Below are 19,433 nucleotides of genomic sequence, written 5' to 3'. Positions count from 1 at the left end.
ATAAACTACACCGTGATTGTGTGGTCCGGCACTCCCCGCTCACCAGGGCATGGCACTCATTTCGCCTGCATTTTAAGTGTATGTGCGAGGTATCACTCAGCGCTGCTCTTCTGCTCGAGCTCGCTACAATGGACGGACCGTCATCTCACACGAAACCGTCCGGCGCGGTTTCTTCTCGCACGCTGCAGTGAGCAAGATGCTTCGCAGGCCTGGCTCCGTCCATGTCGCCCTGCCCCTAACGGCGAATTTCTGCCCGTTCCAGCATGTAACGCTCCGCCGCTTCCATGTGGTCGCGCATGACCTTTTCCGCCCGCTCGCCATCACCCGCCTTGATCGCCCGCATCAGGCTGATCTGGTAATGCAGGCCCGCCTCGCGGAGCGCCGGGTTTGACTCCTTGTAGATCGCCCGGCACACGGTCATGTCGCGCAGAAGGCTGACAAGGAAAATGCAGTTGAAGCCAAGCAGCGCATTTTCCGCGTGGCGTGCGAGCTCGACGTGAAAGTCGAGTTCGGCGAGACGCTGCCGGTATTCCTCTTCCGCCGTCTCCGGTTCTGCCTCGTAGAGCCGTATCTTGGCCTGAAGTGCGGCAAAGGCCTCGGGCGAGAGCCGGCCGGCAACACTCGCCGCAAGCTGCGGCTCGAGAACCTTGCGGATCGCATAGATCTCCGCGATGGACGGTGGCTGGAACAGGAAGAGGTTGTCGAGCAGCCGAATGGCCTGGTCGGCCCCGACAGTCGAGACGAAAACCCCGCCGCCCGGTCCCGTCTTGCTGACGATCAGCCCCTGGAACTCGAGTATTTTCTGCGCCTCCCGCAGCGTTCCGCGCGATGCTTCTTGCGTTTCAGGCAACAGCCACTCATGCGGAATGCGATCGCCGGGCCTTAGCCCGTGCGTGACGATCATCTCGCGTATGCGGTCGGCGATAATATCCGGGCGCTTGCGGCGCTTGAGCACCGTGGAAAGTTGCGAAGGCCCGGGAGCCGGTGGCGAACTGCTGCGGTCAGGCATCCTCGTTCTCTTTGACGGGGTGATGGCAGGCCGCCATGTGCCCCGGGTGGCCGGGTGCAGCCTCGAGTGGTGGCTGCACCGATTTGCATCGGTCGGTTCCGCGCGGGCAGCGGGCGAAGAATGCACAGCCTGGCGGCGGATCATACGGATCCGGCAGTTCTGTATTCGCATCTTCCGGGATGAGCGACCGTTTTCCCGGAACCGGCGCCGATTTCAACAGGAGATGCGTGTAGGGATGGCGCGGCGCTGCGAAGATGCGCTCCGACGCCCCGAGTTCGGCAAGCCGGCCGAAATAAAGCACCGCCACCCGGTCGCTGACGCTTTCGATCACCGAAAGATCGTGGCTGATGAAGACGTAGGTGAGGCCGAACGTCTTCTTGAGGTCGTCGAGAATGTTCAGAACCTGCGCCTGAACCGACACGTCGAGCGCGGAAACCGGCTCATCAAGCACGATCAGCTCGGGGTCGGCGGCCAGCGCACGGGCAATGCCAATGCGCTGCGCTTGTCCGCCGGAGAACTCGTGCGGGTAGCGCTCCAGGAATTCCGGCGCGAGATTGACTGCCTCCATCAGTTCCTCAAGCCGTTTTTCGCGCGCCTCGCGGCCCAGTCCGAGCAGATTTCTGAGCGGCGCTTCAAGAATGGTGCGGATCGTCTTGCGCGGATTGAGCGACGCGACGGGATCCTGAAAGACATACTGCACGCGCCGCGCAAGCTTCTGCGGGTCGCGCCTGGCTTCGACAACCAGATCCACCCCGTCGAAGGTGATCGCGCCGCCGGTGGGCGTATCGAGGCCGACGATCAGGCGCGCAAGTGTCGACTTGCCGCAGCCCGATTCCCCGACCACCCCAAGCGTTTCGCCACGGCGCACGTCGAACGATATGCCCTGCACCGCATGCACCGCCGGCAAGGGCTTGCCGAACAGTGTGCGGCCGCCGCCGAAGACCCGCTCGGCCTTGTCAATTTCCAGAAGGGCCGTGTCAGCCATCGGCGGTCTCCCCCGTCATTGGATAGAGGCAGCGCACGGCCTGCGTATCGCCAAGGCTGGAAAGTGCGATATGCCCCCTGCGGCAGTTGGGCTTCACCCGCGGGCAACGTGCTGCGAAGGCACAGCCCGGCGGCAGATCGTTGACCACCGGCGGACGCCCCTCGATGGCGTCGAGCCTCCGGCCGGGCTCGCCCAGAACCGGCACGCAATCGATCAGCTTGCGGGTGTAGGGATGCGCCGGCGCATTGAGCACCTCCTCCGTCGTCCCCGTTTCGACGATGCGTCCTGCATACATGACGGCAACCCGGTCGCACACGGCCGACACGACCCCGAAATCATGGGTGATGAACAGGATCGCCGCATTGCTTTCGCGTCTCAGCGTGTCCATCAGCGACAGGATCTGCGCCTGCACGGTCACGTCCAGCGCCGTTGTCGGCTCGTCGGCGATGATGATCCTGGCATCATTGGCAAGAGCCATGGCGATGCACACGCGCTGGCGCATGCCGCCGGACAGTTCGTGCGGATAGACCTTCAGCCGCTCCGCCGGATTGGTGATGCGCACCAGACGCAGCAGCTCCTCGGCGCGTGTATCCGCCTCCGACCGCCGGATCGGTCGGTGCGCCATGATCGCCTCCGTAAGCTGGTCGCCGATGGTGAACAGCGGGTGCAGGGTGGACAGCGGGTCCTGAAAGACATGGCTGACATCCGCTCCGCGCAACGCGCGGATACGCTCATCGCTGACGGCGAAAAGGTCTTCGTCGCCTAGCCAGGCGGCCCCGCCGGTGATGCGGCCGGGCGGTGTCGGCACCAGCCCCATGAGCGACATGGCCGTCACCGATTTGCCGGAGCCGGATTCGCCGACAATGCCGAGGCATTCGCCCTGCTTCAGGTGCAGGTCGATGCCGCCCACCGCCCGATAGACGTCATCGCCGATGTGAAACTCCGTGTTCAGGTCCGCCACTTCCAGAACACTGTCGTTATGGGCGCGGGTTTCCGGCACCGTGCGGCGTTCCACTGCCGTGCGGGCCACGGGCCGCGTCAGCGCACCCGATTTCAGCCGCGGGTCGAGCACGTCACGCACGCCATCGCCCAGCAGATTGATGCTCATGACCAGCGCGAAGATCATCAGGCCGGGAATGATCGACACATGCGGTGCGGTGAAGAGGATTTTGCGGCCCTCTCCCAGCATTGAGCCGAGATCCGCCTGCGGCGGCTGTGCGCCGAGCCCGAGGAAGGACAGGCCGGCCGTTTCGAGGATCATCCAGCCGATGGTGGTCGACATGGTGATGATGATGACCGGCAGAACGTTGGGCAGGATCTCACCGAACAGAATGCCCGCGTTGGACTTGCCCGAAAGACGCGCTGCATCGACAAATTCACGCCGCGACAGCCCGATGGTGATGCCGCGAATGTTGCGTGCGAAGAAGGGGATGTTCACCACCGCGATGGCGTAGAGCGCATTGAGCAGTCCCGGTCCGAGCGCCGCCACGATGGCTAGTGCCAGCAGGATGTAGGGGAACGCCATCACCATATCGATGCCGCGCATCAGGAAGGCGTCCACACGGCCGCCCGCATAGCCTGCCACCAGCCCGATGAGCGAGCCGAAGAAGGCGGCGATCAGCGTCGCCGAGATGCCCACGGCAAGGCTGACGCGCGTGCCCCAGACAAGCCGCGAGAGAATGTCGCGCCCGAGCGCATCCGTGCCGAGCAGGTGCCCTTCGGAGAGCGGGCGCAACAGCCTGTCGGCCGGCGCTGTCGCGTCCGGGTCGGGTAGCGGCAAGAGCGGCGCCAGAAGCGCGGCCGCGATGATCAGCACCAGCAGCGCCAGCCCGGAAGCCGCAAGCGTGTTGTTGAGAAGCAGGCGGACCGGTCCGGGGCGGCCTGCCCCGCGCGCCCTGCCCTTCGCGGCGGTGGAAACGGCTTCACTCATCAGCGCATCCTCGGGTCAAGAAGCGTCTGCACCACATCGGCGGCCAGATTGAAAAGAACATAGGCGGCGGCCACCACCAGAACCCCGCCCTGCACCAGAAGCAGATCGCGGGTGGAAATGGCGTTGACCAGCATCGAACCGATGCCCGGCCACTGGAAGACGGTTTCGATGTATACCGCACCGCCGAGCACGAACCCGGCCTGAATGCCGATCACCGGAATGACGCTGACAAGTGCGGCCTTGAAGGCATGACGGTAAATCACGCGTCTTTCGGTCAGCCCCTTGGCGCGCGCGGTGCGTATGTAGTCCTGCCGCAGCACTTCCAGCATGGCCGTGCGGGTCAGCCGCGCGATGACGCCGGTGGCGACGACCGCCAGCGTGAGCGCCGGCAGGAACAGGTGGTGAAGCAGGTCCGGCAGATCGCCGCCGCCATAAATGGCGTACATGCCACTGGCCGGGAACAGCCGAATCTTGACGGCGAAAGCCAGGATGAGAAGCAGGCCGAGCCAGAAGGACGGTATCGAAATGCCGATCAGCACCAGAACGGTGATCACCTTGTCGGCCAGACCATACTGGCGAACGGCAGAGACGACGCCCGCCAGAAGTCCGAGGATCGAGCACAGCACCAATGCCGTTCCGGCCAGGATCAGCGTGGCCGAGAAACGCTCCAGCACCTCGTCCAGCACCGGCCGGTTGAGCGCATAGGAACGTCCGAGATCGCCCTGAAGAAGGTTCCCGAGCCAGATCAGATATTGCTGGGGCAGTGGCTTGTCGAGGCCAAGATCGGCGTTGATCCTGGCCACGTTCTCAGGCGTCGCATAGGAGCCGAGAATGGCCGTTGCCGGGTCGCCGGGGATCATCGCCATGATCAGAAAGACGATGATCGAGAGCCCGAACAGGACCGGGATGGCGGCAAGGAGGCGCTTGGCTATGTAGGCTGCCATGGCTGGGGCCTCGTTTCAGGTTCGGTTATGGGCGCGGTTCGCTTTTGATGCGATGCCCTGCATGCCGCCCTCGCCCTTCAACAGGCTCAGGATGAGGGCTGTGCAGGCTCGGTGCGTCGGTTGAACAACCTGCATGCGCGCCGTCGCCCCACCCTCATCCTGAGCCTCTTGAGCTTGTCGAAAGGCGAAGGACGAGGGTGGGAATGCACGTTCACGCCCCTAGGGCTTGGCCACGTCCTGCAACATCAGGAAGAAGGAAGGCTGGAGCTTGAAGTTCTCGACATTCGCGCCGGTCACCGCATTCTGCTTCCAGTTGGCGACGAAGACCCAGGGCGCATCCTCCTGAACGATCTTCTGCATCTCCTTGTAGAGTGCGGCGCGCTCGGCCTGATCGGTCGAGGTGCGAGCCTTGTTCAGGAGTTCATCCACTCTCTCATTGGCGTAGTAGCCGGAGTTGAACCCGCCCTTGTCAGGCCAGGCTTCCGAGCGCAGCGCCAGGAAGGGCAGCGTGTCCGGCGAGTTGGTCATCCATGCCATTTCGGCCATGTCCGCCTTGCCTTCCAGCCCCGGGTTCACCTTGCCGAGGAACGTGTTCCACTCATAGGTCTCGATGTTGACCTTCATGCCGACGGCCTGCAGATCGGCCTGGATGGCAGTGCCCATGGCGATGGGATCGAGCATGCCCGAACCGCCCTCGGTGACGTAGAAGGTCAGTTCCTCGCCATCATAACCGGCCTCTTCGAGAAGCTGCCTGGCCTTGTCCGGATCATAGGGATAGGGCTGCAGTTCTTCATTATAGGCCCATGCGAAGGCCGGCGGTGTCGGTCCCGCGGCCACGTCCGCCGTGCCCTGGAGGATGTTCTCGACCAGCGCCGTCTTGTTGATGGCGTAATTGGCAGCCTGGCGCACCGCCTTTTCGGTGAACGGCCCCTCCTTCATGTTGAGGATGAGGAACCAGACATGCGGGCCCGCCTGCTCGTAAACGCTGAAGTTCGCCCCATCGCGGAACTGCTGCAGGCTGTCCGGTGGCACCTCCACCATCACGTCCAGACCACCGGAGAGCATTTCGGCAATGCGGGTGTTGGTGTCGGTGATCGGGCGGTAGATGACGGCCTCGAGCGGCGGCGCGCCATCCCAGTAATCTTCGTTACGGGTAATGACGACGCGCGAATTGGCCTGCCATTCCTCGAACCTGAAGGCCCCCGTTCCGACCGGATTGCGGCCGTAATCCTTGCCGTGTTCCTTGACCGCCTCGGGCGAAACGATCAGCCCCGTCGGATAGGACAGGTTCGACAGGAAGGGCGCAAAAGGCTCTTTCAGCGTGAACTTGACGGTCAGGTCGTCCACCGCCGTCACCTCATCCACGGACGAGAAATAGAAGGCGAGCGGGAACGGTCCCGTATCGTGATAGGGGTGATCTTCTTTCAGCATGCGGTCGAAGTTGAACTTCACCGCTTCCGCGTTGAGCGGCGTGCCGTCATGAAACGTCACCCCCTCGCGCAGCTTGAAGGTGTAGGTGATCCCGTCATCGGAAATCTCCCAGCTCTCCGCCAGCGCCGGTTCCGGTTCCAGCGTGCCGTCCTTGTAACGGGTCAGGCCGTCATAGACGTTCATCAGGATGCGAAAGTCGTTGACTGCCGTCACCGCGTGGGGATCGAGCGATTTCGGCTCCGCGATCTGCCCGACGACCAGAACGTTGGGCGGTGTCTGCGCAAAGACCGGCGACGCAAAGAGCATCGAACCGGCGGTGATGGCGGCTGCAATCAGTTTCCTCATGGGGGCTCCTCCCTCTGTTGCGCATAATTAATCCTAACAATCTATCCATTGGCAAGCATTTATTATAATAAATCGAAAACGCACCGCTTTTCTGCACTCCGGACGCGGAACATATGTTTGAAAAACAGGCAGGTCTCATGGCCAACACACCCGGTATCAACTCACAGCGCCTGCGCGCCCTGCTCGACGGGGTCAACACGTTTGGTCGCAATCCACAGACCGGCGGCTATAACCGCGTCGGCTACAGCGATGCGGACATGGCCGTGCGAAGCTGGTTTCTGGAGCAGATGCGCGCCGATGGTCTGGCTGTCCACCGCGACCCCGTTGCCAACCTGTTCGGTAGATACGGACCGGCGGACGGCCCATGCATCATGGCCGGCTCGCATCTAGACACCGTGCCCGAGGGCGGCGCCTTCGACGGTGCGCTCGGCGCCTGTGTAGCGCTTGAATGCGTGCGCGCCATGAAGGACGTCGGTTTCACGCCGGCGACCGCGATCGAAGTGGTCGCCACCGCCGAGGAGGAAGGACGGTTCGGCGGCATGCTGGGCTCGCAAGCGATTGCCGGCGTCGTGACCGCCCAATGGCTGAATGAAGCCCGCGACGCCGACGGGATCCGCCTTGCAGACGCGATGCGCGATCAGGGTCTGAACGCCCGTGATGCGCTCGACGCCGCCCGGCCTCCCCGTGACGTTAAAGCCTTCCTCGAACTGCACATCGAACAGGGTCCGGTGCTGGAACAGGCCGGCATCCCCGTCGGGATCGCCGACAGTGTCGCCGGCGTTATCAATCTCGCCGTGTCGCTGCTCGGCCGCGCCAACCATTCCGGCACCACGCCGATGAACCTGCGCGCCGATGCCTTCGCCGGTCTCTCGGCGGTCGGTCAGGCGGTGCGGAGTATCAATGCCGAACATGGCGGCGAGCGCAGCCGCATCACCATCGGCAAGGTGACGCTTCAGCCCAATTTTATCCACACCGTGCCGGGCCGCGCCGATTTCATAATCAACATCCGCGATACCGATCCCGGCACGATGGCGGCTCTCGCCCAGGCCATGGAACAGGCCGTGCGCGATGCCGCGCAGGCAAACGGGCTGAGCTTTTCCATCGAGGAGCAGAGCCGAATGGAGCCGGTTCGTCTCGACGGCACGCTGGTCTCGCTTTTGAACGAGGAAGCGCATCGGCTCGGGCTTAAAACCCTCACCATGCCATCCGGCGCCGGCCACGACGCCCAGACGATGCAGGCCCTGAGCCCCTCGGGCCTGATCTTCGTTCCAAGCCGCGACGGCATCAGCCATGCGCCCGAGGAATGGACCGACTGGGAAGCCATCGAAAAGGGCGCTCAACTGATGCTTTCAGCGCTGGTCCGGCTCAGCGCTATCGCCGCAGATTAGTGGCATGGCGGCACGGCCATAATCTTATGGAGCTCTGCCGCTGACAGCCAACAGTCCGACTGGGGCTCATCAATGGCTCACGGCTCGGATAAAAGCCCTCTTTCTCAAGGCTTTTTCATAAACCACAGCTCACGCAGTCAGGACGCTGCGCCGGTGAGCGCTCACCGTTCCGTAGCCATCATCGCTGCCTTCAGCGCGGCCGGACCTTCGAGCACCGCTTCCACAGACGGTGAAAAGCCTGCAGCAAGCATCCGCCGCGCCATCATGTGCTCGCCGGGCCGATTGACGGTTTCCACGGCGACCAGATGGTCGCCCGAGAAGAGGTAGACGCCAAAGGCGCCGCTCTCGGGATCGCCCGTCACGATCTCCCGATCCACATCGAATGGGAGACCTGCCATCTGCAGCTTGCGTTCGCCCTGATCGGACCAGAACCACGGGACCGCGTCGTAGGCTGCCTCTTTGCCGAGCATTGCCTTTGCCGCAATGCGCGCCTGATCGGTGGCGTTCTGGACCGATTCAAGACGCAGTGTGCGTCCGGACGCAGCGTGCGGGAAGGAAACACAATCCCCGATCGCGTAGACGTCGGCAGCGCTGGTGCGGCAGCTGGCATCCACGCGAATGCCGTTGTCGCAGGCGAGGGCCGCGGCTTCGGCCAGAGGGGTGTTCGGCAGCGCGCCAATGCCCACCAGCAGGATATCGGCGGAAAGCTCCTGCCCATCCGATGTGATGACACTGCGAAGGTTTCCCTTCTCGCCGACGAGCCGCGCGACACCCGTGTTCGTCAAAATCCTGACACCGAGGCTCTCATGATAGGCGCGCATGTGTTCTGCGACGCGCGCACTCACGGCGCGGCCGAGGATGCGTTCGGCCGCCTCCACCACCGTCACGCTCTTTCCGGCCATGGCAGCCGTCGCCGCCACCTCAAGCCCGATGAAGCCGCCTCCGATCACGACGATGTTCTGCGCCCCGGCCAGGGCATCGCGCAGGATGCGGGCGTCGGCGCAGTCGCGCAGATAATGAACGCCGGCGCCTTCAGAACCGGGCACCTTCAATCGGCGGGGTTCAGCACCGGTGGCAAGCAGAAGTCTGCTCCAGCCAAGTTGCCTGCCATCGTCGAGTGTCAGCGTGCGGGTTTCCGGCGCTATGCCGGTAACGCTGACACCCGTCTCAAGCTCGATATTCTGTGTGTCGTAAAACAGCCGGGCGCGCAAAATCTGCGGTTCGGCATCCGGCGACTTCAGGAAAACCTTGGAAAGCGGCGGCTTGTGATAGGGCAATTCCGGATCGCCCGAAACGAGCGTCAGCCGGCCTTCATACCCCTCCTCGCGCAAACTCGCGGCAGCCTGTACGCCGCCATGGCCTGCACCGATGATAATGATGTGCTCGTCCAGGGTCCCGCCTCCGGCTCTTTGAAATCCCGATGACAACGGGTCCGACATAGAGAGCGCGGGGCACATGGGCAAGCCCGCGATTGCGCCGCAGACGGGACTGCTCCTGCAGTTTCCCTGGGTTGGCACAAACGAAACTGCCCTCCGGCGGGGCTCATGCCGGAGGGCAGCGCTGCAACAACCCTGTCTAGAACAGGGCCGCGGTCTTCTGCAGCGTTATCCAGACACCCCACAGAATGGGGATGCCGACGATGGCCCACGCGGCAAGCGCCTTGCCATCGAAACCACCCCTGCCGATACCGAACGAGCCGGTCGGGCCTGCATCGGCAGCCGCCGATTTCGCCTGAAGTTTCGCGACCTCCTCATCCGACATGTACCATTTGTCCGAAAGCGGCTTGACCAGCATGTTGCAGATCAGGCCAAGGAGAAGCATGCCGGCCAGGATATACATGGTGAAGTCGTAGACCTGCTCGCGCGGAATGCCCGCATTGAGCTGCGCTTCACGAATGTAGTTCACCACGACGGGACCGATAATGCCGGCCGTCGCCCAGGCCGTCAGCAGACGGCCGTGGATGGCGCCAACGAACTGGGTGCCGAAAATATCGGCCAGATAGGCCGGCACCGTGGCGAAACCACCGCCATACATGGACAGGATGATGCCGAACATCAGAACGAAGAGCACCTGGCTGCCCATATGCGCGGCCGAGGGGGCAAGCGCATAGAGCACAATGCCGATCAGGAAGAACGCGTAATAGGTATTCTTCCTGCCGATCCTGTCGGAGAGCGACGCCCAGAAGAACCGCCCGCCGATGTTGAACAGCGACAACAGACCGGCAAAGCCCGCGGCAATCGCCGCAATGGCGCTCTTCTGGGAGGCATCGAGCTCGTTGAATGTCAGTTCCGGCATGCCGAGCAGGCGTCCGCCAAAGATTTCCTGAAGCATGGGTGAGGCCATGCCGATCACACCGATACCAGCCGACACGTTGAGGGTGAGAACCGCCCAGATCAGCCAGAACTGTTTCGTCCTGTGTGCGTCGCGCAAATGGACATGGCGCGACGTGATCATGGATTTCGCGCTCTTTGCCGGCGGTGTCCAGCCTTCCGGTCGCCAGCCGGATGGCGGAATACGATAGCCGAAGGCGCCGCCCATCATGAAGACGAAATAGATGGCGGCCATGACCAGAAAGGTCTGCCAGACGCCAACGGAGCCCGCGGTCTTGAACGTGTTCATGAGCATGTCGGCCAGCGGGGCGCCGATCATAGCACCGCCGCCAAAGCCCATAATCGCCATGCCCGTTGCCATGCCCCGACGATCCGGAAACCATTTGATCAGTGTCGAAACCGGCGAGATATAGCCAAGGCCGAGGCCAATGCCGCCGATCACGCCGGCGCCGAGCCACATAAGCCAGAGCTGGTGAAGCATCACGCCGAGCGCTGCAACAGCGATGCCGCCGCACCAGCAGAAAGCCGCAACCACGCCCGCCTTGCGCGGGCCGGCGCGTTCGAGCCAGCCGCCCCAGATCGCCGCCGCCGAGCCGAGCAACACGAAAAACAGCGTGTAGATCCAGCCCAGATCAGAAACGCGCCAGTCGCAGCTCGTCGTGAAAAGCGCGCTGATGAGCGTCATGTCCTCGCAGACGACGCGCTCGGAAATGCCGATGGCCTGGGTCAGCGGTAGCCAGAACACGCTAAAACCATAAGCCATGCCGATGCAAAGATGGATCGCAAGGGCCGCCGGCGGAACAAGCCAGCGGTTGAAGCCCGGCTGGGCAATGATCCTCTCCCTGTCCAGAATACCGCCGGCGGGGGCGCCGGATAATGTGTCACTTGCTACGGACATAAGTCTCCTCCTCCTGCCGGGTTTTCCGGCAGCCGTCCTGCTGGTTACGCGCTTGAAAGTTCCCGATTGATGCCGACCCGCCGCCCTCCGCGACAGTGGCTTCCGGGTCGGGCCCCGGTCATCGATAGCGTCCTCCTCTTACCTCGTCTGGAGGTAAGCAATGGCCGTGCCAGATGATTGCTGTGAACGATTTCAGATGCTTATCGGCTGACAGATCAGCTCAATGGACAGTTTGTCCGAGGCGGTCGGACATTTTGTCCGAAACGCTTCGAGCATCGCACCGAAAAGTGGAATCCGGTTTTCGGGCTACTCCGATGCTCCATCAATCGCGTGGATCGTCATGCGTCCATCCAGACACATGACGATCTAGCGCGCCTCCGGCAACCAGATCGTGAAACAGGTGCCCTCGCCCGGCCTGCTCTCGACTGAGATCTTGCCGCCCTGACGGCTGATCAGCGTCTGGCTGATCGAAAGGCCGAGCCCGGTCCCCTCCTGCCGCTTTGTGGTGAAAAACGGATCGAACGCCCTGTCGAGCATTTCGGGCGTCATGCCGACGCCCGTATCTGAAACCGCGATAACGAGCCCCTTGTCTCCGTCCTGCTCTTCATCGCGGGTGGCGAGCGAGAGAGAGCCTCCGTCAGGCATTGCATGCACGGCATTGACGATCAGGTTGACGAGAACCTGCTGGAGTTCCGTGCGGTTCATCAACACAAGGCGGGTCGCGCGGTCTTCACGCATGACCACGATTTCTGCCTTGTTGAGAAGGTGCTGCACCAGTGGCAACGTGTCGGAAATCACATCCGTCGGGGCGTGACGCTCCAGAAAGCCAGCATATTCCTCCGGCTTGGCAAACTGAAGCAGCTTGGTGACGATCTGGCTGATCCGGTGGATCTGTTCATCGAGCAGGCGAAATTCCGTCCGCGCCTCATCCGCGCGATCCCCCATCACCTGACGCACCACTTCAAGATTGCCCTGCATGACTGCGATTGGATTGTTGATTTCATGGGCAACGCCAGCCGTAATCTCGCCAATCGCAGCGAGTTTTTCGGACACGATGAGCTGACGGGTCGTGGCCTCAAGCTGCCGGTTTGCAAGCCGCAGCTCGCGCGTGCGCTCTTCCACCCGGGCGTTCAATTCCTCGTTCCAGGCGCGCAATTGCCTGTCGCGTTCCTGCAGCTGCTCAAGAAGCAGGTCGAGATGCTGTGCCACCCGGCCGATTTCGTCATCAACGCCGTGAATGCCCGTGCGTGCGCCCAGGTCCCCGCCTTCGACCTCCGAGATCGTGCCGGCCATGCGCTCCAGCGGCTTGAAGATCGAGCGGGCCCAGCGCAGGAACAGCGGAACACTCAGCGCGGTGATCGCCAGGAAGGCGATGGCGATCATCAGCAGCGTCGTGTACTTCGTTTCCGTGAAGGGCGCTTCCAGAAAGCCGACATAGAGCATGCCGACGCGCGTGCCGTAGCTGTCGGTGATCGGCTCATAGGCGGAGATGTACCAGTCATTGACGACAAAAGCGCTGTCGAGCCAGACGCGCCCCTGACCGAGCACTGCCGAGCGGACGATGCTCGAAACGCGTGTGCCAAGGGCCCTGCGCCCCTCAAAGAGCCGTACATTGGTGCTGATGCGCACATCGTCGAGGAACAGTGTTGCCGTTCCCTGGCTTCCCTCCGGCAGGCTCGCTTCGCGGTAGACGAGATCATTGATCGTGTCGATGAAAACGAGATTGCGGTTCAGGAGATTACCGCCGACAAGGGCGGCCGGGCTGTCATCGGCAAGACGCACCGGCGTTGCCGAATGAACGACCATGCCGCGCGTTTCGGCTGCCCGTTCGGTCGGCACGGCATTGGGCGTTGGCACCAGTTCCAGCCGGGCACGCGCGGCGAGTGCGGGCGCGATTGCGGTCAGTTCCTCCCCCGAAAAGATATCGATCCCCGTAGACGCCTCTCCTGAAAGCGCCCTTTCGATGATCGGCCAGTCAGACCGCGGAGCGCCGGCAAGCTTTGGAGCGGATGTTACGACCCTGCCATTCGTCGGGATCAGATACAGAAAATCGAGATCGAGCGCGCGGCGATGTTCTTCCAGGAGCGCTTCCAGGCCGCCGCCTCCGGCCTCCACGATATCGCGGAACCTCGCCGAGCCGCCAAGGGCCGTGATGCGTTCACCGGTGTTTTCCAGAAGCCGCGCGAAATACTGATGCGCGATGGTCAGATCGCCATTGACCTTGGAGATCAAGGCTGCGTCGAACTTTGCATTCCACCGATAGACCGCCATGCCAAGAAGCAGGGGCAGGATCACAAGTGTGGGCAAAAGAGCGATCACAAGCAGGCGAAAACGAACCGAGCGCCCCTGCCCCCTGCGCCGGTCCGGGTCTAATCGGTCAGACATTCCAGGCCGCGCATTTGCGGTCGATTGTCTTGCGGGAAACACCAAGCTGGCGCGCGGCAGCCTCACGGTCGCCGTCCAGCCGGTCGAGAACGGCCAGTATGTGCCGGCGTTCGATATCGGCAAGGCTCTCGCCACCGGTTCCGCTTTGCTGCATTGTACGAACCCCGCCGCCGAAGTCGTCTGGGAACCGGCCCAGAATCAGCGTGCGTTCGACAAGATTGCGCAGTTCGCGCACATTTCCGGGCCAGGAATAGGCCGCAAGTGCCGATCGTGCATCTGCCCCGATGGATACTTTCGGCGTTCCCAATTGCTGCGACAGCTTGGCCATGAACAGATCGGCAAGTTCCTGCACGTCCTGGCCACGATCCTTGAGCGGCGGCAGGTGGATCTGCATGACGTTGATGCGGAAGAACAGATCGGCGCGAAACTGGCCGGCTTCGACCAGTCTTTCGAGTTCGGCATTGGTGGCAAAGACGAAGCGCAGATCGACAGGGATTTCGCGCTCCGAGCCCACCGGCCTGATCCGGCGATCCTCAAGCACGCGCAAAAGCTTGCTCTGCGTGGCCGGCGGCAACTCACCGATCTCGTCGAGAAACAGCGTTCCGCCCTGAGCATGCATGAAAAGACCTTCGCGGGCCGTGTCCGCGCCGGTGAACGCACCCTTGAGATGACCGAAAAGCTCGGTTTCGATCATGTCCGGCGGAATGGCGGCGCAGTTGACGGGGACGAAGGGTTTGTCCGCCCGGTCCGAGAGCGAATGAAGCGAACGCGCGGCGACTTCCTTGCCCGTGCCCGACTGGCCAGTCAGAAGCACCGACGTCGGCAGCGGTGCAACGCGTGCAATCGTCTCCCGCACATCGCTGATCGCTTTGGAGCCGCCGATCAGCTTGTCGCGCAGCAGAACGTGATCGGAAGTGGATTTCAGTTCGTAGCGCAGGACATAGTTTTCGCGCTGGAGGCGCATCTGATCGAGACAGCGCGCCACGGCGTTCAAAAGCTGGTTGGAGCGGAATGGCTTCAGAATGAAATCCACCGCGCCGGCACGCAATGCCTGGATGGCGGTCTCCAGATCCGCATAGGCCGTCATGAGAATGGCATTGGAGAAAAAACCGATGGCGCGCTGCTCGGCAAGCCAGTCGACACCATTCTTGCCCGGCATGATGTTGTCGAGAATCACCACGTCATAATGGTTGGTGTCGAGCTTGCGCGATGCCTCTTCGGTGTCGACGGCCTCATCGAGACGCTTGCAGCGGGGGCCGAGTGTACGCATGAGAAAATTCCTCATGCCCGGCTCGTCATCGATCACGAGGATGGAGGCCTGTGCCAGCCATGGGCCGAATTCCGGGTCCGCCGCCATGTTGCGTGGCGCTCTTGCAGCCTGTCCGCTTGCCATATCCTCCCGATCCCCCTCCGGTGTTGAGCCGCATGATTAGCCAAGCTCCTTAGGAAAGCAAATAGGGTCCCGCCTACTCTCCGCCGCCTGCCTGAAAGGATTTGCGCCACTGGTCCAGAAACGCCCGGCGCTTGGCCTGATCAAGGCCGACCAGAAGTGCTGGAGAAAGCGCTATGGGCCGGAATGCGGCCTCTCCCGCTGTCGGTCCGGACCCCGTGTCTATGAGATTGAGCATTTCGGGACCGTTGAGCGATGAAAACAGGCGTGACGGTCCGGAGAGAAGCCGTTGTCCGGTATCGGTCAGTGCAAGTGCGATCAGCGCGTTGGCAGCACGCTTGTTGCGCGCGTGACGCGAGACGAACGCAGCGCGCGACAGGGCGAGCGTATAGTCGGACGGAAAGATGATGCCGATCCGCGGGTCCTCTTCCTGTCGGGCAAGGGCATACGAGCCCAGAACGTTGTAGCCGAGCACCAGACGCCCGGTCCGCACACCGTCGATCACCTCGGAACTGCAGCAGAAAAGTTTTGCCTGATTTTGCCCGAGGCTTTCCAGCAACCGCCCCCATGTGGAAGCCTGCGCGGCATCCTCGAATGCGAAGATGTATCCGACGCCCGAGCTCTCGATATCGTAGGTGCCGATGCGGCCGCGAAAGCGCTCCGTCTGGCGCAGAAGGTCAACCAGTTCGAAACGGTTGCGAGGCACTTCCCCGGGTCTCAGTCCCTGCCTGTCATAGACGATGACGGCGGGCTCGAAGGTCAAACCGACAAGCTCGTTGCGCCAGGACGCCCAGTCCGGCAGATCCGGGGGCAGACTGAAACGGAACGGCTCCGAGCAGCCATCGTTGACGAGGCGCACCTGTTCGGGAATGGCGGATGAAATCACCGTATCGGCGAAGAATGTCCCGGCTTCGCAGGCCTCCGCGACAGTCGCATAGAGATCGAGACTGGTCATCTGACGATAGACGACCGCTGTCGAGGGATTGGCGCGCTGAAATTCGCGGATCAGCGGCTCTATGAAGACCAGATCCGTCACGCTGCCGATAACCAGGGTCTCGCTCCCCTCGCCGGTCGCTTCAAACAGCGTGTCTTCAGCCATGCCCGCCACCGGCGCGAACGATATGAGAAGCAGGAAAAGGCCGGTAATCAGGCGTCTCATGGCGCTTCCGCTCCTTCCTGTGCGAGCGGCAGATCAAGGCTGATGGTAAAGCCCCTGTCGCCGCGATCCAGCATGATGCGCCCATGGTGGAATTCCGCCACCTCCCGCACGATTGCGAGCCCCAGCCCGGCGCTTTCCGGCTTGTTGGGATTGATTGCGAAACGGTGGCCGATATCCGCGGGATCGCTGGCAGGCAGCCCCTCACCCTGATCGGTAACCGCGATGCGTGCACGGTCGTCGCTCAACGCGACCACAAGATCAATGGGCGGTTTTCCATGCGCATGAGCATTGTTCAACAGGTTCTTGACCGCTTCGCGCAGACTGAACGCATCTCCACGCACCACGACAGGTTCTTCCGGCAAATCGAGCCGTATGCGCGGTTTTCGACCACCCACGATCTGAACGAAATCACGCTCCGCGCCGACAGCGATGCGCCGGAGATCGAGTGGTTCGAGACGGGCGGTGTCGGCACGGTGCGTCACGAGCGCATGGCTCAGGAGCTGGTCCGTCAGACGGTTCAGGCCGATGGCGCGGCTGCGAATGCGGCGGTGCAGCGCTTTCAGCCGCTGCGGGTCGTCTTCATCCAGCGCAAGTTCGCTATGCGCCCTCAGGGCGGTGATGGAGGTGCGTATCTGATGGGCGGAATCGGCAACATAATCCTGCATGGCACGCACACGCCGGTCGAGACGACCCATGAACCGGTTGATGGAGGCCACCAGCGCCGACACCTCGTCGGGCGCATGCATGGAAAAGGGCGAGAGGTCGAGCGGATCCCGCTCGAGAATCGCCGTCTGAATGCGTTCCAGCGGCCGCATGGCATAGCGCATGGCAAGCAGCGCCAGGATAAGGATGGCAAAACCGGCGCCGGCGATGACCGCAACCGCCTGTGTGGCCATGCTGCGGGCCAGCTGCTCGCGGCTTCCGGTCGTGTGCGCGACAACGATGTATATGTCGCCGCTCACCGCGCGTTCGGCAAGCCTGCGCAACATGGCAAGCGCGCGCACCCGCTCGCCGCCGAAATCCACCTCATAGGCAAAACCGCCCTCAGGGATCGTGTCCGCCTCGGGCATCGGAAAGTCCTCGTAACCCGTAAGGGTCGCCCCGTCGGGCTGCGCAACGCGGTAGAACACACGCTCATCCTTGGCGAGCGACAGGAGTTCAAACGCCGAAACCGGTATGTCGACGCGCACCTCGCCCTCGATGACGAAGATGCGCTCCGCAATCTGCAGCGCGGCCCCCTGAAGCAGTCGGTCGAACGCTTCATTGGCCGCCTGCCGTCCATAGCCATAGGCCGCATAGATGGTGGCGCCGACAGCCAGCGTGAGCACCAGGGTGAGCGAGATCGTCAGGCGATAGGCAATCGACAGGCTGCGACCGGGCACGGCCTGACGCACGGGATGCGCCATCAGGTCCCCGGCTCCATCGTAACCGCCTGATAGCCGAGCCCGCGCAAAGTCCGGATTTCCAGGCCCGATCCCTCGATCTTGCGCCGCAGGCGCCCGACATAGAGTTCGACCGCGTTTGGATTGCGTTCTTCGTCATGGCCGAAGAGCCGTATCAGCAGGTCTTCCTTCTCAAGCACCCGATCGCGGTTGGTGAGAAAGATCTCCAGAAGTGTCTGTTCTCTTCGCGTCAGTTCGCAGGGTTCTCCATCGATCAGGACCCGGCGGGCGGCCATGTCGAAGCTCAGCTTCCCCACGGCCAGTGTGCGGTCGGCATCACCGCTGCGCCGGCGGATGATCGCGCGAATGCGCGCTTCAAGCTCGCCCAGATCGAATGGTTTGATCATGTAGTCGTCGGCGCCCAGATCAAGCGCATCGATCTTGTCATTCACGGCAAGCCTGGCCGTCAGCACAAGCACCGGTACGCGGTTTCCCGCTGCCCGTAGCTTTTTGAGGAACGCAATCCCCGACCCGTCCGGAAGGTTGATGTCGAGCACGATCAGATCGTGGCGCGCCATGGCAACGAAATGCTCCGCGTCCTCAAGCGTTTCAGCGCGATCGCTCACATGGCCGGCCTTCTCAAGCCGCCGTTCTATGGCCTCAGCGACATCGCGCGTATCTTCGACAATCAAGAAATGCATTTTTCCAGACAATGACAGCTTGTTGACAGGCTTACCCTATAGGCTCTCATTCGTCATGAGAACAATCTCGTGTCATACCGTTCCGGCCAATGGGAGGGCGGCGGTATTGAAAAGTTTGAGGACGATTTCGCCATGTCTCGGTGGAATCACTCAAGGAGGAGAAAATCGATGAAAAAGCTGCTCGGCCTCGCGGCCGTCTTCACGCTCGCATCCAGCCTGTCGGCGTTCGCGTTCGAACCGAACAACACTGAGTGCATCGCCCCCGCCAATCCCGGAGGCGGCTGGGATTTCACCTGCCGCCAGGTCGGCAAGACACTTCAGGATCTGAAGCTTGTGCCCGGCACGATGCAGGTTTCCAACGTTGCCGGCGGTGGTGGCGGCGTTGCTTTTGCTGAAGTGGTCGGCAAGCGCAATGCCGAGAACAACCTGATCGTCGCCGCCTCTTCGGCCACGGCCACACGCCTCGCACAGGGCGCCTTCCCCGGCAACACCATGGACCAGGTGCGCTGGGTGGGTTCGGTCGGTGCGGATTACGGCGTGATCGCGGTTGCCAAGGATTCGCCGATCAACACGCTTCCTGAACTGATGGACAAGCTCAAGGCTGATCCCTCTGCGGTATCGGTCGCGGGCGGTTCCGCCGTTGGCGGCTGGGATCACCTCAAGGTTCTTATCGCTGCGTCCAAGGCCGGCATCGAGGATGTTCGTCAGGTGAAATACGTTGCCTTCGACGGTGGCGGCGAGGCTGTGACGCAGCTTCTGGCCGGTTCCGTGCAGGCCTTCACGGGTGATGCTTCGGAGGCCAAGGGCTTCGTCGATTCCGGCGATATCAAGGTGATTGCCGTTCTCGCGCCGGAACGCCTCGAAGGCGATTTCGCGTCCTTCCCGACGGCAAAGGAGCAGGGCATCGACGTGATCGGCGCCAACTGGCGCGGCTTCTACGCGCCCGGCGACATGTCGGATGACGCCTACGCCTACTGGGTCGATGCCGTCAGCAAGGTCTATGCATCCGACGAGTGGAAGGAAGTCATGGCACAGAACGGCCTCGCCCCGCTCAACCTGCAGGGTGAGGAGTTTCAGGCCTTCGTGAAGGAATCCATCGCTTCCATCACCGATCTGTCGAAGCAGATCGGCATCGTGAAGTAACACGCGACAGAAC

Annotated in this window: 14 protein-coding genes; 2 read left to right on the top strand and 12 right to left on the bottom strand. The window is 62.5% G+C overall.

Annotated elements, in window-relative coordinates:
• Positions 1-235: 235 nt before the first annotated feature.
• From BLW55_RS01255 to BLW55_RS01235, 5 genes are all read right to left on the bottom strand, one after another.
• The gene (locus BLW55_RS01255) at positions 236-1,009 is read right to left on the bottom strand and encodes a FadR/GntR family transcriptional regulator (RefSeq protein WP_007006770.1); all 774 of its coding nucleotides are present in this window, start codon (positions 1,007-1,009) and stop codon (positions 236-238) included.
• Complete coding sequence (locus BLW55_RS01250) at positions 1,002-1,994, bottom strand: ABC transporter ATP-binding protein (RefSeq protein ID WP_090326158.1); 993 nt, start codon at positions 1,992-1,994, stop codon at positions 1,002-1,004. Before BLW55_RS01250 ends, BLW55_RS01255 begins: the two co-directional genes overlap by 8 nt.
• Positions 1,987-3,924, bottom strand: coding sequence for a dipeptide/oligopeptide/nickel ABC transporter permease/ATP-binding protein (locus BLW55_RS01245; protein ID WP_090326156.1), 1,938 nt, complete (start codon positions 3,922-3,924; stop codon positions 1,987-1,989). Before BLW55_RS01245 ends, BLW55_RS01250 begins: the two co-directional genes overlap by 8 nt.
• Complete coding sequence (locus BLW55_RS01240) at positions 3,924-4,868, bottom strand: ABC transporter permease (RefSeq protein WP_090326154.1); 945 nt, start codon at positions 4,866-4,868, stop codon at positions 3,924-3,926. Before BLW55_RS01240 ends, BLW55_RS01245 begins: the two co-directional genes overlap by 1 nt.
• A 219-nt stretch (positions 4,869-5,087) precedes the next feature.
• Complete coding sequence (locus tag BLW55_RS01235; RefSeq protein ID WP_090326150.1) at positions 5,088-6,644, bottom strand: ABC transporter substrate-binding protein; 1,557 nt, start codon at positions 6,642-6,644, stop codon at positions 5,088-5,090.
• 113 nt (positions 6,645-6,757) lie between these two features.
• On the opposite strand from BLW55_RS01235, the gene BLW55_RS01230 reads away from it, so the two are divergent.
• Positions 6,758-8,032 (top strand): Zn-dependent hydrolase, encoded by a 1,275-nt coding sequence (locus tag BLW55_RS01230; RefSeq protein ID WP_090326147.1) that lies wholly within the window; start codon positions 6,758-6,760, stop codon positions 8,030-8,032.
• A 161-nt stretch (positions 8,033-8,193) separates the two neighbouring features.
• On the opposite strand, the gene BLW55_RS01225 is transcribed toward BLW55_RS01230, so the two are convergent.
• The 7 genes from BLW55_RS01225 to BLW55_RS01195 form a co-directional block, all read right to left on the bottom strand.
• The gene (locus BLW55_RS01225) at positions 8,194-9,471 is read right to left on the bottom strand and encodes an NAD(P)/FAD-dependent oxidoreductase (RefSeq protein ID WP_244508957.1); all 1,278 of its coding nucleotides are present in this window, start codon (positions 9,469-9,471) and stop codon (positions 8,194-8,196) included.
• A 136-nt stretch (positions 9,472-9,607) separates the two neighbouring features.
• Positions 9,608-11,260 carry an OFA family MFS transporter gene (locus tag BLW55_RS01220; RefSeq protein ID WP_090326144.1) on the bottom strand — a complete coding sequence of 551 codons (1,653 nt, stop codon included), beginning with the start codon at positions 11,258-11,260 and terminating at the stop codon, positions 9,608-9,610.
• 366 nt (positions 11,261-11,626) lie between these two features.
• The gene (locus BLW55_RS01215) at positions 11,627-13,645 is read right to left on the bottom strand and encodes a sensor histidine kinase (RefSeq protein ID WP_090326139.1); all 2,019 of its coding nucleotides are present in this window, start codon (positions 13,643-13,645) and stop codon (positions 11,627-11,629) included.
• Entirely contained in the window at positions 13,638-15,038 is a 1,401-nt protein-coding gene (locus tag BLW55_RS01210; RefSeq protein WP_090326138.1) for a sigma-54-dependent transcriptional regulator, read from the bottom strand. The genes BLW55_RS01215 and BLW55_RS01210 overlap by 8 nt, the downstream gene beginning before the upstream one ends.
• Positions 15,039-15,111: 73 nt before the next feature.
• The gene (locus BLW55_RS01205) at positions 15,112-16,194 is read right to left on the bottom strand and encodes an ABC transporter substrate-binding protein (RefSeq protein WP_090326136.1); all 1,083 of its coding nucleotides are present in this window, start codon (positions 16,192-16,194) and stop codon (positions 15,112-15,114) included.
• Entirely contained in the window at positions 16,191-17,600 is a 1,410-nt protein-coding gene (locus BLW55_RS01200; RefSeq protein ID WP_090326133.1) for a sensor histidine kinase, read from the bottom strand. Before BLW55_RS01200 ends, BLW55_RS01205 begins: the two co-directional genes overlap by 4 nt.
• A complete protein-coding gene (locus BLW55_RS01195; RefSeq protein WP_090326131.1) occupies positions 17,600-18,277 on the bottom strand; it encodes a response regulator transcription factor in 678 nt (225 codons plus the stop codon). Before BLW55_RS01195 ends, BLW55_RS01200 begins: the two co-directional genes overlap by 1 nt.
• Positions 18,278-18,445: 168 nt before the next feature.
• Here BLW55_RS01195 and BLW55_RS01190 point away from each other — a divergent pair, with 168 nt between their 5' ends.
• Positions 18,446-19,420, top strand: coding sequence for a Bug family tripartite tricarboxylate transporter substrate binding protein (locus BLW55_RS01190; RefSeq protein WP_090326128.1), 975 nt, complete (start codon positions 18,446-18,448; stop codon positions 19,418-19,420).
• Positions 19,421-19,433 lie beyond the last annotated feature (13 nt).

Origin of the sequence: Nitratireductor aquibiodomus (assembly GCF_900105565.1) — a bacterium.
GTDB classification, from domain to species: Bacteria; Pseudomonadota; Alphaproteobacteria; order Rhizobiales; family Rhizobiaceae; genus Nitratireductor; species Nitratireductor aquibiodomus.
This window is presented reverse-complemented; position numbering and strand designations above follow the sequence as displayed.

What these genes read in the sequence shown, in the direction of transcription:
- BLW55_RS01225 (WP_244508957.1), bottom strand. Translation starts at nt 9,471, where the DNA reads ATGTCGGACCCGTTGTCATCGGGATTTCAAAGAGCCGGAGGCGGGACC.
- BLW55_RS01255 (WP_007006770.1), bottom strand. Translation starts at nt 1,009, where the DNA reads ATGCCTGACCGCAGCAGTTCGCCACCGGCTCCCGGGCCTTCGCAACTT.
- BLW55_RS01200 (WP_090326133.1), bottom strand. Translation starts at nt 17,600, where the DNA reads ATGGCGCATCCCGTGCGTCAGGCCGTGCCCGGTCGCAGCCTGTCGATT.
- BLW55_RS01230 (WP_090326147.1), top strand. Translation starts at nt 6,758, where the DNA reads ATGTTTGAAAAACAGGCAGGTCTCATGGCCAACACACCCGGTATCAAC.
- BLW55_RS01245 (WP_090326156.1), bottom strand. Translation starts at nt 3,924, where the DNA reads ATGAGTGAAGCCGTTTCCACCGCCGCGAAGGGCAGGGCGCGCGGGGCA.
- BLW55_RS01205 (WP_090326136.1), bottom strand. Translation starts at nt 16,194, where the DNA reads ATGAGACGCCTGATTACCGGCCTTTTCCTGCTTCTCATATCGTTCGCG.
- BLW55_RS01195 (WP_090326131.1), bottom strand. Translation starts at nt 18,277, where the DNA reads ATGCATTTCTTGATTGTCGAAGATACGCGCGATGTCGCTGAGGCCATA.
- BLW55_RS01220 (WP_090326144.1), bottom strand. Translation starts at nt 11,260, where the DNA reads ATGTCCGTAGCAAGTGACACATTATCCGGCGCCCCCGCCGGCGGTATT.
- BLW55_RS01250 (WP_090326158.1), bottom strand. Translation starts at nt 1,994, where the DNA reads ATGGCTGACACGGCCCTTCTGGAAATTGACAAGGCCGAGCGGGTCTTC.
- BLW55_RS01240 (WP_090326154.1), bottom strand. Translation starts at nt 4,868, where the DNA reads ATGGCAGCCTACATAGCCAAGCGCCTCCTTGCCGCCATCCCGGTCCTG.
- BLW55_RS01210 (WP_090326138.1), bottom strand. Translation starts at nt 15,038, where the DNA reads ATGGCAAGCGGACAGGCTGCAAGAGCGCCACGCAACATGGCGGCGGAC.
- BLW55_RS01215 (WP_090326139.1), bottom strand. Translation starts at nt 13,645, where the DNA reads ATGTCTGACCGATTAGACCCGGACCGGCGCAGGGGGCAGGGGCGCTCG.
- BLW55_RS01235 (WP_090326150.1), bottom strand. Translation starts at nt 6,644, where the DNA reads ATGAGGAAACTGATTGCAGCCGCCATCACCGCCGGTTCGATGCTCTTT.
- BLW55_RS01190 (WP_090326128.1), top strand. Translation starts at nt 18,446, where the DNA reads ATGAAAAAGCTGCTCGGCCTCGCGGCCGTCTTCACGCTCGCATCCAGC.